This is a genomic window from Sphingomonas sp. Leaf17 (genome assembly GCF_001421505.1).
Classification (GTDB): Bacteria; Pseudomonadota; Alphaproteobacteria; order Sphingomonadales; family Sphingomonadaceae; genus Sphingomonas.
The window spans coordinates 152,710-164,671 of the sequence record NZ_LMKL01000005.1; the positions used below are offsets into that span (position 1 = coordinate 152,710).

Below are 11,962 nucleotides of genomic sequence, written 5' to 3' on the forward strand. Positions count from 1 at the left end.
AGATGGCGGCTCGCCGCGCGGCACGCAAGGGGGGCGCAGGAATCAGAAGCGGACGGGGTGTGCCCGTCCGCTTCCCCTGTCTTACTTCTGCGACGCGATTTCCGCGCGCACTTCGGCTTCGGCGGCGTCGAGATCCTTCAACGCCTCGGCGCGATCGGCATCGCTCATCGGCGCGTTGGCGATCGCCGCACGCCCGGCGTTCAGCCCCGCAATGGCGGAGGCCATGGCGTCCCGGCGGATCTGCTCGGCATTCGCGGCGGTCGCCGCGCCGTTGGCCGCGACCTTTTCGATGCGGTTGGTGCAGATGAGCATGACGTTGCGCGCCCCGACCTTGCGGGTGACGACCAGTTGTTGGTCCCCGCCATCGGTGCCGGACTTGCAATCGGTTTCCGAGACGGTGGGCATGCCGGTCAGGCCGGTGGTCACGACCTGCCCGTTGCGGGCGCGGATGGTGCGGACCTGGATCGGCTTGCCGCTGGTGTTGGTCACCGACACGGTTTCGGAGGTCGTGCCGGAAACCGGGGCTGGCGGGGCCGGTGACTCGGGGATGTCCGCGGCGTTCGGCGGCGAGGCGCGCTCCGGCGTCGTGGCAGGCACCGCCGCCTGCGACAGGTCGACGCCGATGCTGTCACCGACGCGGGTGGTGACGGCGGCGACGGCGGCCGTGCCCGATGCGGTCAGGCCAAGCCCGGCGGTGATGACAAGCGCGATGGTTGCGGCACCGGCGGCAAGCTGGCGGCGCGAAGCGGGGGTGGTGGTCAACATGCGGAGTCTCCCTTTCAGATCGGCGATGGTGTGAAGATGACAGGCCGCCGACACAGCGCCGCCGTGCGCGGCCTTGACGATGGCGCAGGCATAGATGTGGCGATCGACCGCCGACCGCCCGTTCAGCACGCGGGCGTCGTTGGCGAGTTCCTGATCGTTACGGAACGCCCGGAAGGCCGCCCAGGCCAGCGGGTTGAACCAGTGCAGCGCCAGCACGACCAGCGCCGCCCAGTTGGCGATCAGGTCCCCGCGCGCATGGTGGCCAAGCTCGTGCGCCAGCGCCAGTTCGCGCTCGTCGGCGTCATAACGGTCGGCAAAGTCGCCGGGAAACGCGACACAGCGCCGCAGCAGGCCGAACGCGACCGGTCCGGGCGCGGCGTCGCTTTCCACCACGTCGATGCCGTCGATGGTCGCGACGATGCGGCCCCGCGCCATGATCCTCCGACAGAAATCGGCATGGGCGGTCAGGTGCCAGGCGAGGAACGCCGCCGCACCCACGCCCCACAGACCTAAGGACACGGGGCCGAGCCAGGACAATGCGGGGGTGGATGCGACGACGGCGGAACCGGCGGGCGAGGTCACGAAAATCGTGATCGTCTCCCCGGCACGCGTGATGGGGGTGGCGGCGGCCTCGCGCCACCCCGATGGCATTGGCGGCAGCAGCAGGCGCAGGACCGGCAGCGCCCACAGCGCATAGGCGACCGCCGGCCCGAACGCCCGCCGCACCGGCGCGCGGACCAGCAGCACAAGCGCCATCAGCAGCGCCGACGCGATCAGCGCCTCGACCGCCCAGACGCCCAGGCCAGACACGCTGGCGGCGTTCACTTCTTGAGGTCCTGAAGGATCGCCTCGATCTCGGCGATGTCCTGCGCGGTCAGTTCATCACGTTGCGCCAGATGCGCGACCAGCGGGGTCAGGCTGCCACCGAACAGCCGGTCGATCAGGCGCCGCGATTCGCCGCCGACATAATCCTCGCGCGCCACCAGCGGCCGGTAGAGATAGCGCCGACCGTCCGCGTCATGCGCGATCACCGTCTTGGCGAGCAGCCGGCCCAGCAATGTCTTGACCGTATTCGCGCTCCAGCCGCGCGCGGGATCGACCCGCTCCGCCACATCCTGCGCGGTCAGCGGCGACTGATCCCACAGCACCTCCATGACGACATGTTCGGCATCGCTGATACGTTCGGCCAAGACAGATACTCCAGTTCGACTACGTCTGTAGTCTCACTGATTACAGGCGTAGTCAACGGACGATTCCGCCACGTCGGAAATCTTTACATATCGGCCTCGGCGCCACCGGCCGTTAACCAGCGGAATCGCCGCTATTCCATCATTTAGCCCGACTGGCACGCGCGGTGCTTATACAGGGGTGCCGAGCGCATGGCGCTTCAGCAGGGTGGGTCGGTGCCGTCTTTCCGGATCTCCGCACCGATCCACCCGCACCCGGCTTCCTTGTCTTTTGCAGTTCGCCCCGCCGTCCTCCCGGAGAACGCGGGGATCCGCAGTCACGCGGCGCAGCGCCCTGCCGCTCTGGATTGCTTCGCTGCGCTCGCAATGACGGTGCCTGTTCGGCACGTCAGTCATCGTGTCCAATGACCAGACACGAAAACAGGGCGCGCGACCATCGGCCACGCGCCCTGTCCCGGCGTCTCCGTATGGCGGGCTTACTTCGCCAGCATCGTCGCCAGTTCACCCGATTCGTACATTTCCATCATGATGTCCGACCCGCCGACGAACTCGCCGTTGACGTAGAGCTGGGGGATCGTCGGCCAGTCGGAAAACGCCTTGATCCCCTGGCGGATACCCTGGTCCTGCAACACGTCGACGCTTTCGAACTCGACGTTCAGGTGGTTGAGGATCGCGACCGCGCGGCTGGAAAAGCCGCACTGCGGGAACAGCGGCGACCCTTTCATGAACAACAGGACGGGGTTCTGCTCGACCAGCGCGGTCAGGCGGGCTTGGGTGTCATCGGTCATCATGTCAGTCCTTGGCTACGGTTGTCAGCTGGAGCGCGTGGAGCACGCCGCCCATCCGACCGCCGAGGGCGGCATACACCGCCTGATGTTGTTTAACGCGCGACAGGCCGGCGAAACTCGCCGACGCGACGCGCGCCGCATAATGGTCGCCGTCGCCGGCAAGGTCGGTGATCGCGATGTCCGCGTCGGGGATTGCTGCACGGATCATCGTTTCGATATCGTCTGCGCTCATCGCCATGATTTACTGCGCTTCCATCAACTGGCGGCGGGCGTCGATGGTCCTGGCCTCAAGCGCGGCGCGGATCTGCGCCTCGTCAATTTCGACCCCGGCGGCGGTCATGTCACCAAGAAGCTTGCGCACCACGTCCTCCGCATCCGGCCCCTCGAAATCGGCATGGACGACCGACGACGCATAGGCATCGGTTTCCTCCGGCGTCAGCTTCATCTGTTCCGCCGCCCAGACGCCGAGCAACCGGTTACGCCGCGCGGTGATCCGAAACGCCATCTCGTCGTCGCGGGCAAACTTCGCCTCGAATGCGCGCTCGCGTTCGTCGAACATGGTCATTGCGTCTGCGTCCCCTTGCGTGTGCCTGACCGGAGATAGGCGCTGCGGCGGACTGGCGCAACGTGTGCGACGGGGTAGGTGATCCTTGCGAACGGAGTGGCTGTATCTCGTCCGTGATTTCAGCGATCGGGGCTTATCCGAAATAGGCCTGTGAATGATCGCTTAGGTCGTTAGCTGCCGTCCCGCTTCGCTAGTAAGAAGTACCGCAGCGAGGTCCCTATCACATACCCGCCCATTGCCCCGAGGCTTGCCCATAGTGGCACGAACAGAAATTCGAGGCCGCTTGTAGACGTAAGGCTTTCTGGGTGGGCGCTCTGGCACGCATACACGTAGGCGATCATCGCGAGTGGAACGATCCATAAAGCCGCACAACCGAATTTTGAATTGCGGAGAGCCAAGCCGATGATGAAACCGATAAGCGCACCCGCAAGAAGCAACATCTCGATGGTCATAGCGCATGATGCACCGCATGCCCGAACGTCCGCAAGTGAGCGAAATGGTCACGGCGCTAGGAGCGCGGCTACAGCCCCCTCACCCCACCTCCACCACCAGTTTCCCGATCGCCCCGCGCGCCGCCATCGTCGCGATTGCGTCGCCGCCGTCCTCGAACGCGAAGGTGCGGGTCACGCGTGGGGCGATCTTCCCCTCCGCCCAAAGCCGGAACAGATGGTCGACATGGGCCTGGTTCGCGGCCGGATCGCGCGCGGCGAATGCGCCCCAGAACACGCCGCACACGTCGCACGACTTCAGCAGCGTCAGGTTGAGCGGCAGTTTGGGGATACCGGCGGGGAAGCCGACGACCAGATACCTGCCCTCCCACGCGATCGAGCGCAGCGCCGGTTCGGCATAGTCGCCGCCGACCGGATCGTAGATCACGTCCGCGCCGCCCTTGCCGACCGCCGCCTTGAACTGTTCGGCCAGAGCCTTGGACTGCCCCTTGTCGAACGGCGCGCGCGGGTAGACGATGACGCTGTCCGCACCCGCCGCCTTCGCCGCCGCCGCCTTTTCCTCGGACGACACCGCCGCGACGACGGTCGCACCGAACGCCTTGCCAAGCTCGATCGCCGCCAGCCCGACGCCCCCGGCCGCGCCCAGCACCAGCAACGTCTGCCCGGCCTGCAACCGCCCGCGGTCGAGCAGCGCATGGATGGTGGTGGCATAGGTCAGCATCATCGCCGACCCTTGGGCAAAGCCGCGGCCTTCGGGCAACCGGTACAGCTTGCTCGCCTCGACCAGCACCTGTTCGGCCAGACCACCGTGACCGATCATGCCGATCACCCGGTCGCCGATAGCCCAGCCGGTCACGCCCTCGCCCAGCGCGGCAATGGTGCCAGCGATCTCGCCGCCCGGCGCGAAGGGGCGCTGCGGCTTGAACTGATACTTGTCCTCGATAATCAGGACATCGGGGTAGTTGATCGCGCAGGCCTTCACCGCGACGACGACTTGCCCCGAGCCGGGGGCGGGATCAGCCACCTCGGTCATTTCCAGTATTTCAGGTCCGCCGATCGCCCTCGACAATAGTGCCCGCATACCCGCTCCTGTTCTCGATCCACGGGCGATGCTCTGCCATCGCCGTCTCGAAATTTGAAATCTGGGTATCCCTTGCCAGTGTCAGGCCGACCTCGTCCAGCCCTTCCATCAGACACTGGCGACGAAACGGGTCGAGATCGAAGGTGAACCGGTCCTGAAACGGGGTCGTGACGGTCATCGTCTCTAGGTCGACGGTAACGATATTGGTCTTCGCGACCTCGACCAGCCGATCGATCGCCGCTTGCGGTAGAACGACGGGTACGATTCCGTTCTTGACCGCGTTGCCGGAAAATATGTCCGAATAGCTTGGCGCGATGACCGCGACCACGCCCATGTCGGACAGCGCCCAGGCGGCATGTTCGCGGCTGGACCCGCACCCGAAATTGTCGCCCGCAATCAAAATCGGACTGCCGGCATAGCGGGAATCGTCGAAGATATTGTCCGGTTGCGCGCGGATCGTCTCGAACGCGCCACGACCCAGACCCGACCGGCTGATCGTCTTCAGCCAGTGCGCGGGGATGATGACGTCGGTGTCGACGTTCTTCGCGCCCCAGGGATAGGCAGTCCCCTCGACCTTGGTGACCGCGCGCATCAGTCGGCACTCGCCGGGAAGGCGGGCAGTTTGGCGATGTCGGCCGGATCATGCTGAAGGATGACGGTCGCTTTGGTATTGGTGGCCAGCGCCTTGAACCGCTTGAACGAGGCCAACGTCGCCGCGCGGTCGGTGTTGAAGCTCGGCACGCCGTCGCTGTCGTAATTCTCGCGGAAATGCGCGGTGTCGCCGGACAGCAGGACATAGCCGGTGTCGGCGAGCTTCACGAGCAGCGCATGGTGATCGGGCGTGTGCCCCGGCATCGCCACCATCCGCACGCCGCCGTCACCGAACACGTCGCGGTCGCCCTCGACGGGATCGACCTTGCCACCGCCGGAGATCCAGTGGGCCAGCGGCGCCGGGTTGACCCGCTTGTCCGGCTCCGACGCGCGCAACGCGGCCCAGTCCTTCGCACCGATCAGCAGCGTCGCGTTCGGCACGGTCGCGGCCTGACCGATATGGTCGAAATGATAATGGCTTACCCCCAGCATCGTCACCTGTTCGGGCTTGATGCCAAGCTGCGCCAGTTGTTCGGCGATGGTCACGCGGACGGTCGCATCCATCGGCAGTTTCGGGTCGATCGCCTTGCCCTTCAGCGCGGCGGGCAGCCCCGCATCCCACAGCATCAGCGTGTCGCCGTGGCGGATCAGGTAGCAGGACGCCACCAGCCGCTTCGCCTTGCCGACATAGGCGTCGGTGTCCGAAAACTGGTTCAGGTCGTTTGCCGCCACGCTGCCGCAATCGAGCCGGGTCAGCGTGACCTTTGTCGACGGGTCGGCGGGCGCGGTATAGGCGGCGACACCGCTGATGAGCGATCCGGTCGCGAGCAGGCCAAGGACGAACTTCACGCAGTGGTCTCCATCAAATCGCGGACGTCGGCCAGTCGGCCAGTCACCGCCGCCGCCGCCGCCATCGCCGGCGAGACGAGGTGGGTGCGCGCGCCCGGCCCCTGCCGCCCGACGAAATTGCGGTTGCTGGTCGAGGCGCAGCGTTCGCCCGGCGGCACCTTGTCCGGGTTCATCGCCAGGCACATCGAACAGCCCGGCTCGCGCCACTCGAAACCGGCCTGCACGAACACCCGGTCCAGCCCCTCGGCCTCGGCCTGACGCTTGACGAGGCCCGACCCCGGCACGACGAGCGCGCGGACGCCATCCGCGACATGACGACCGTTCGCCACGGCGGCGGCGGCGCGCAGATCCTCGATCCGGCTGTTGGTGCAGCTGCCGATAAAGACATGCTGCACCGGCACATCCTGCATCCGCGTGCCAGGCGTCAGGCCCATATAGTCCAGCGACTTCTGCGCCGCCGCCTGTTTCGACGGATCGGCAAAGCTGGTCGGCTCGGGCACGACGCCGGTGATCGGCACAACGTCCTCGGGACTGGTGCCCCAGGTCAGCGACGGCGCGATGTCGTCGGCGTGAAGGTAGACGACCTTGTCATAGACGGCACCCGGATCGGTCGCCAGCGTCCGCCACCACGCGACCGCCCGGTCCCAGTCCGCACCCTTGGGGGCCATCGGGCGACCCTTCAAATAGGCGAAGGTCGTGTCGTCGGGCGCGATCAGGCCGGCGCGCGCGCCCCCCTCGATCGACATGTTGGCGATGGTCAGGCGGCCCTCGATCGACAGGTTCCGGATCACCTCGCCGGTGAACTCGATGATGTGGCCGGTGCCGCCCGCCGCGCCGATCCTGCCGATGATCGCGAGGATCACGTCCTTGGCACTGACGCCGAAGCCCAGCGTCCCGTCGACGCGGACCTCCATCGTCTTCGCCTGTTGCAGCAGCAGCGTCTGGGTGGCGAGCACATGCTCGACCTCGCTGGTGCCGATGCCGAACGCCAGCGCGCCCAGTGCCCCGTGTGCCGACGTATGACTGTCGCCGCAGACCAGCGTCGTGCCGGGCAACGTGAAGCCCTGTTCCGGGCCGACGACATGGACGATACCCTGCGCCGCCGCCGTCGCGTCGATATAGTCGATGCCGAATTCGGCGGTGTTGCGGCGCAGCGCGTCAAGCTGTTGCGCGCTCTCCTTGTCGGCGATCGGCAACACACTGCCCGCCGCATCGACGCGCGGCGTGGTCGGCAGATTATGGTCGGGCACCGCCAGCGTCAGTTCGGGCCGGCGCACCGTGCGCCCGGCGGCGCGAAGCCCCTCGAACGCCTGTGGGCTGGTCACCTCGTGGACGAGATGGCGGTCGATATAGATGAGGCACGTCCCGTCGTCGCGGCGTTCGACGACGTGGGCGGCCCAGATCTTTTCGTAAAGCGTTTGGGGACGGCTGGCCATGATGGCGGCGGGTTAACCGATAATGACCGCAGACGGAACCACCGCTGCCGCTTTCTTGCGCCGGACTGCCGATTTTATCGCGGCGGCGGCATCGTCCGGTTCAGGAACGCCACGCTGTCGGCCAGCACCGGCGCCTTCCCGCGAAACGGCTTGGACAAGGCCATCGCGACATTCTCGTGGGTGAGGCCGGGATAGTCGCGAAGCTCCACCAGCGCGCCAGCCGCGCGCAGGCGGTTCGCCAGATTGACCGCGTTGTACGGCCGGACCACGCTGTCCCTGTCCGACGTCACCAGCAGCATCGGCGGCGCGTCGGCGCGCGCATAATGAATCGGCTGGGTGGTCAGCGGATCGGCCACCCCGGCCATCGCATCGGCTGCGCTTTGGGCGGTGAAGGGATAGAAATCATACGGCCCCGACAGCCCGACCGCCGCCCTGATCGTCGTCGGCGCGACGCCCGCCGCGCGCAGATAGCGCGGATCGAGCGCCAGCATTGCCGCGATATACGCCCCGGCGGAATGGCCGGCGACGGCAATCCGGTCCGGGTCGCCGCCAAAGTCGCGGATGTGATCGCGGGTCCAGCGCACCGCCTGCGCCCCGTCCTCCAGAAACGCCGGGAAACGCACCGCCGGCACCTTGCGATAGTCCGGCACCACGACGACGAACCCGCGCGTGGCAAAGGCGCGTCCGGCAAAGCTGTAGCCAGCCCGCGTTCCCGACGTCCAGCCGCCGCCATACCAGAAGATCACGACCGGCAACGGCTTCTGCACCCCCGCCGGTCGCCAGACGTCCAGCGCCTGCCCGTGCGAACCGAACGCCACGCCCTCGCCCGCCCGCTGCACGCCCGAGCCGCCGCCGACCAGCCCGTCGGCCGCTGACAACAGCCCCGGGCCGCTACACCCGCCAAGGACCAGCGCCAGCGCGAGCGCCGCCCGCTTCACGAGGTATAATGCGCCGTGGTTTTTGCCGCGACCTCATCGGCCGTCACGCCGGGTGCCAGTTCGATCAGCGCGAAGGGCGACTGGTGGTCGGGCCGGCGGAACACCGCCAGATCGGTCACGATCATGTCGACCACGTTCGCGCCCGTCAGCGGCAGGGTGCAGGACGGAATGAACTTCGGGCTGCCGTCCTTGGCGTTGTGGTCCATCACGACGATGATCTGCTTGACGCCGGCGACCAGGTCCATCGCCCCGCCCATGCCCTTGATCATCTTGCCCGGAATCATCCAGTTGGCGATGTCGCCATTCTCGGCGACCTCCATCGCGCCCAGCACGGTCAGGTCGATATGCCCGCCGCGGATCATCGCGAAGCTGTCGGCCGAGCTGAAATAGGCGCTTTGCGGCAATTCGCTGATCGTCTGCTTGCCCGCGTTGATGAGGTCGGCGTCCTCCTCGCCCTCATAGGGAAACGGGCCGATGCCGAGCATCCCGTTTTCGGACTGCAACGTCACCGTCATGCCGGCGGGGATGTTGTTGGCGACCAGTGTCGGGATACCGATGCCCAGATTGACGTAATAGCCGTCGCGCAGTTCCTGTGCGGCGCGCGCGGCCATCTGGTTGCGATCCCAACCCTTGGGTTGCCCCGTGCCTTGATCCGCCATGTCTTACTCCTTGGTCGCGCCGGGATCGACCCAGCGCTGATCGGTGGGAAATACCGCGTCGTAATCGCCGGCCAGCGCGGTGCCGTAGACCGGGTTCGGCAGCAGGAACCAGCCATTGCCCCACAGGCCCGCCAGCGCCGGCGCGGAAACGGCGGCCCGCCGCTGCGCCGGGGTCAGCCCCGCGTTGAACAGGTCGGTCATGTCGCCAAGCTGGTCGCCGACCATCGCGATCACGCAGTAGCGCGCGGCGATGATCGCCCGGCGCGAATCCTTGGCCGACCCGCCGCCCGATCTCTTGGGCGCGTCACCCTTCAGGAACAGTGTCTCGCCGTGCTTCGCCGGCCCCAGCCCCGCGCGGGTCAGTGCCGCCTCGGTGTATCGCGCATTGGCGGCGGTGCGGTTGGAATTGAAGATCACCGTCACGCCCTGCGCACGGATCGCGGCCAGTGCCTCGACCGCGCCGGGCACGGGACCGGCCGCACGCCCGTCGCTGCGCTCCCACCGTTCCCACCGCGCCGAATCATAGGGCAGGCCGCTGGCCGCGTCGGCATATTCGTAACCGGTATTCAGCAGCACGGTCTCGTCGGCGTCGAGCACGATCGCTGGGCGCTTGCCCGCGCAGTCGACAAAACGCGGGTCCGCCAGCGTCGCACGGTCAGCGAACACCACCGACTGCGGGATCATCCGCACGGTCGGCCCGCCGCCGACCGGCCAGTGCATCCGCACCTTGCCCGCGACATACGTCGTCAATGCGGCATAGGCCTGTCGGCTGATCGCCGCCGCCTCGCCCGATCCATAGAGATACTGCATCCCCGTCGGCACGCCGCGCACCGCCGGTGGTGCCGCCACGGTCACCGGCGCGACGCTGATGCACCCCGACAGCGCGGCCGCGAGGCCAAGCGCGGCACAGCCCCGACGCATCACGCGGTCGCGTCCTCGCGTTTGCGGGTCAGCCGGAACTCGATCTTCTTGTCATAGGGGCTGCCCACGATCATCCGCTTCACATAGATGCCGGGCAGGTGGATGCAGTCGGGGTCGAGGCTGCCGACCGGCACCACCTCCTCGACCTCGGCGACGCAGATCCTGCCCGCGGTCGCCATCGGGTGGTTGAAGTTGCGCGCGGTCTTGCGGAAGATCAGATTGCCGCTTTCGTCGGCCTTCCACCCCTTGATGATCGACAGGTCGGCGCGGATGCCGCGTTCGAGGATGTAATCCTGCCCGTCGAACGACTTGACCTCCTTGCCCTCGGCCACCTGGGTGCCGACGCCGGTCCTGGTGTAGAAGCCGGGAATCCCCGCGCCCCCTGCCCGGCAGCGTTCGGCCAGCGTCCCCTGCGGACAGAACTCGACCTCCAGCTCGCCGCTCAGATACTGCCGCTCGAACTCCTTGTTCTCGCCGACATAGCTGGAGATCATCTTCTTGACCTGACGCGAGCGCAGCAGCTTGCCCAGGCCTTCATTGTCGATGCCCGCATTGTTCGACGCGATGGTCAGCCCGGTCACGCCGCTCGCCTGGATCGCGTCGATCAGGCGTTCGGGAATCCCGCACAGGCCGAACCCGCCGGCGCAGATCGTCATCCCGTCATGAAGCAGGCCATCGAGCGCGCTCGCGGCGTCGGAATACAGCTTCTGCATCGGCATATCCTATCCTGTTGCGGATCAGCGATTAGGCGGGGCGCGGGCTGGCGGTCAAGCGACCCGCGCCCGTCTCATCGCCCCTCACACCGCAGTCCCGACCAACCGCCCGATCGCAAAGGTCACCGCCAGCGCCGGCGCGCCCCAGAACGCGACCCGCACCGTCGCCCGCCCCAGCGGCGCACCCCCCGTCCGCGCGCCGACCGCGCCAAGTCCCGCCAGCAACAGCAGGGTCACGACCGGCACCAGCCAGGCCAGCAGGGTGGGCGGGGCCAGTAGCGCGACCGCCAGCGGCACCGCCGCTCCGACGGCGAAACTCGCCGCCGACGACAGCGCCGCCTGCACCGGTCGCGCCGCCATCGCATCATGGATGCCCAGTTCGTCGCGCAGATGGGCGCCCAGCGCGTCATGCTCCATCAACTGGCCGGCGACCTGCCGCGCCAGCCCGGCCTCGACGCCCCGGGCGCGGTAGATAGCGGCCAGTTCCTCATGCTCGCCCGCCGGGTCCAGCGCGAGTTCGGCCTCCTCGCGCCCGCGATCGGCGGCCTCGGTATCGGCCTGGCTGCTGACCGAGACATATTCGCCGGCCGCCATCGACATCGCGCCCGCCACCAGCCCGGCGGTACCGGTCAGCAGGATCGTGGCGCGGTCCGACCCCGCCGCCGCCACCCCGACGATCAGGCTGGCGGTCGAAACGATCCCGTCATTGGCCCCCAGCACCGCCGCGCGCAGCCAGCCGACCCGGCTGACAAGGTGGCGTTCACCATGGTCGATGCGGCTCATGCTGGGCTGGCTTTCACGGGAGGGGTAATGGTGCGTTGGTCTAGGCCGCGCGGGGGTAGCGGACAACTGCGGCGACAGGTCTGCAGGCAACGCATAACACACGTCACACTACTTCCCCGGCGAAGGCCGGGGTCCATTGGGGAATACGCCAGTGACGGCGGACCGGAAGCCGTTACAATAGACAGTGCGACTGGGCCCTGGCCTCCGCCGGGGAAGCAAGGGCAGGTAACCGCAAAC

At 67.5% G+C, this 11,962-nt stretch carries 15 protein-coding genes; all 15 read right to left on the bottom strand.

The features are described 5' to 3' along the window. Positions 1–81: 81 nt before the first annotated feature. The gene (locus ASE75_RS07700) at positions 82–1,590 is read right to left on the bottom strand and encodes a M56 family metallopeptidase (RefSeq protein WP_055931454.1); all 1,509 of its coding nucleotides are present in this window, start codon (positions 1,588–1,590) and stop codon (positions 82–84) included. Further along, positions 1,587–1,955: a BlaI/MecI/CopY family transcriptional regulator gene (locus tag ASE75_RS07705; protein WP_055931457.1), complete on the bottom strand. Its 369-nt coding sequence runs from the start codon at positions 1,953–1,955 to the stop codon at positions 1,587–1,589. Before ASE75_RS07705 ends, ASE75_RS07700 begins: the two co-directional genes overlap by 4 nt. Positions 1,956–2,428: 473 nt before the next feature. Further along, on the bottom strand, positions 2,429–2,740 hold the full coding sequence (gene grxD, locus ASE75_RS07710; RefSeq protein WP_055932158.1) for a Grx4 family monothiol glutaredoxin: 312 nt from the start codon (positions 2,738–2,740) through the stop codon (positions 2,429–2,431). Positions 2,741–2,744: 4 nt separating this feature from the next. Beyond that, entirely contained in the window at positions 2,745–2,978 is a 234-nt protein-coding gene (locus ASE75_RS07715; RefSeq protein ID WP_055931460.1) for a BolA family protein, read from the bottom strand. Between the two features lie 3 nt (positions 2,979–2,981). Then, positions 2,982–3,305: a DUF1476 domain-containing protein gene (locus ASE75_RS07720; protein ID WP_055931462.1), complete on the bottom strand. Its 324-nt coding sequence runs from the start codon at positions 3,303–3,305 to the stop codon at positions 2,982–2,984. Positions 3,306–3,475: 170 nt separating this feature from the next. After that, entirely contained in the window at positions 3,476–3,757 is a 282-nt protein-coding gene (locus ASE75_RS07725; RefSeq protein ID WP_055931465.1) for a hypothetical protein, read from the bottom strand. Between the two features lie 79 nt (positions 3,758–3,836). Further along, positions 3,837–4,835, bottom strand: coding sequence for an NADPH:quinone oxidoreductase family protein (locus tag ASE75_RS07730; RefSeq protein ID WP_055931472.1), 999 nt, complete (start codon positions 4,833–4,835; stop codon positions 3,837–3,839). Beyond that, positions 4,798–5,427, bottom strand: coding sequence for a 3-isopropylmalate dehydratase small subunit (gene leuD / locus ASE75_RS07735; RefSeq protein ID WP_055931475.1), 630 nt, complete (start codon positions 5,425–5,427; stop codon positions 4,798–4,800). The genes ASE75_RS07730 and leuD overlap by 38 nt, the downstream gene beginning before the upstream one ends. Next, entirely contained in the window at positions 5,427–6,275 is an 849-nt protein-coding gene (locus ASE75_RS07740; protein WP_055931478.1) for an N-acyl homoserine lactonase family protein, read from the bottom strand. The genes leuD and ASE75_RS07740 overlap by 1 nt, the downstream gene beginning before the upstream one ends. Continuing rightward, positions 6,272–7,711 carry a 3-isopropylmalate dehydratase large subunit gene (leuC, locus tag ASE75_RS07745; RefSeq protein ID WP_055931481.1) on the bottom strand — a complete coding sequence of 480 codons (1,440 nt, stop codon included), beginning with the start codon at positions 7,709–7,711 and terminating at the stop codon, positions 6,272–6,274. Before leuC ends, ASE75_RS07740 begins: the two co-directional genes overlap by 4 nt. A gap of 74 nt (positions 7,712–7,785) precedes the next feature. After that, entirely contained in the window at positions 7,786–8,649 is an 864-nt protein-coding gene (locus ASE75_RS07750; RefSeq protein WP_055931484.1) for an alpha/beta hydrolase, read from the bottom strand. Further along, positions 8,646–9,308 carry a CoA transferase subunit B gene (locus ASE75_RS07755; protein ID WP_055931487.1) on the bottom strand — a complete coding sequence of 221 codons (663 nt, stop codon included), beginning with the start codon at positions 9,306–9,308 and terminating at the stop codon, positions 8,646–8,648. The genes ASE75_RS07750 and ASE75_RS07755 overlap by 4 nt, the downstream gene beginning before the upstream one ends. A 3-nt stretch (positions 9,309–9,311) precedes the next feature. Further along, complete coding sequence (locus ASE75_RS07760) at positions 9,312–10,229, bottom strand: 5'-nucleotidase, lipoprotein e(P4) family (protein WP_055931490.1); 918 nt, start codon at positions 10,227–10,229, stop codon at positions 9,312–9,314. Continuing rightward, positions 10,229–10,942 carry a CoA transferase subunit A gene (locus ASE75_RS07765; RefSeq protein WP_055932161.1) on the bottom strand — a complete coding sequence of 238 codons (714 nt, stop codon included), beginning with the start codon at positions 10,940–10,942 and terminating at the stop codon, positions 10,229–10,231. The genes ASE75_RS07760 and ASE75_RS07765 overlap by 1 nt, the downstream gene beginning before the upstream one ends. 84 nt (positions 10,943–11,026) lie before the next feature. Further along, positions 11,027–11,725: a VIT1/CCC1 transporter family protein gene (locus ASE75_RS07770; RefSeq protein WP_055931492.1), complete on the bottom strand. Its 699-nt coding sequence runs from the start codon at positions 11,723–11,725 to the stop codon at positions 11,027–11,029. Between the last annotated feature and the right edge of the window lie 237 nt (positions 11,726–11,962).

Coding starts and splice junctions, on each gene's coding strand:
- ASE75_RS07725 (WP_055931465.1), bottom strand. CDS start 3,757: ATGACCATCGAGATGTTGCTTCTTGCGGGTGCGCTTATCGGTTTCATC.
- ASE75_RS07770 (WP_055931492.1), bottom strand. CDS start 11,725: ATGAGCCGCATCGACCATGGTGAACGCCACCTTGTCAGCCGGGTCGGC.
- ASE75_RS07755 (WP_055931487.1), bottom strand. CDS start 9,308: ATGGCGGATCAAGGCACGGGGCAACCCAAGGGTTGGGATCGCAACCAG.
- ASE75_RS07730 (WP_055931472.1), bottom strand. CDS start 4,835: ATGCGGGCACTATTGTCGAGGGCGATCGGCGGACCTGAAATACTGGAA.
- ASE75_RS07715 (WP_055931460.1), bottom strand. CDS start 2,978: ATGGCGATGAGCGCAGACGATATCGAAACGATGATCCGTGCAGCAATC.
- leuD (WP_055931475.1), bottom strand. CDS start 5,427: ATGCGCGCGGTCACCAAGGTCGAGGGGACTGCCTATCCCTGGGGCGCG.
- leuC (WP_055931481.1), bottom strand. CDS start 7,711: ATGGCCAGCCGTCCCCAAACGCTTTACGAAAAGATCTGGGCCGCCCAC.
- ASE75_RS07765 (WP_055932161.1), bottom strand. CDS start 10,942: ATGCAGAAGCTGTATTCCGACGCCGCGAGCGCGCTCGATGGCCTGCTT.
- grxD (WP_055932158.1), bottom strand. CDS start 2,740: ATGACCGATGACACCCAAGCCCGCCTGACCGCGCTGGTCGAGCAGAAC.
- ASE75_RS07720 (WP_055931462.1), bottom strand. CDS start 3,305: ATGACCATGTTCGACGAACGCGAGCGCGCATTCGAGGCGAAGTTTGCC.
- ASE75_RS07760 (WP_055931490.1), bottom strand. CDS start 10,229: ATGCGTCGGGGCTGTGCCGCGCTTGGCCTCGCGGCCGCGCTGTCGGGG.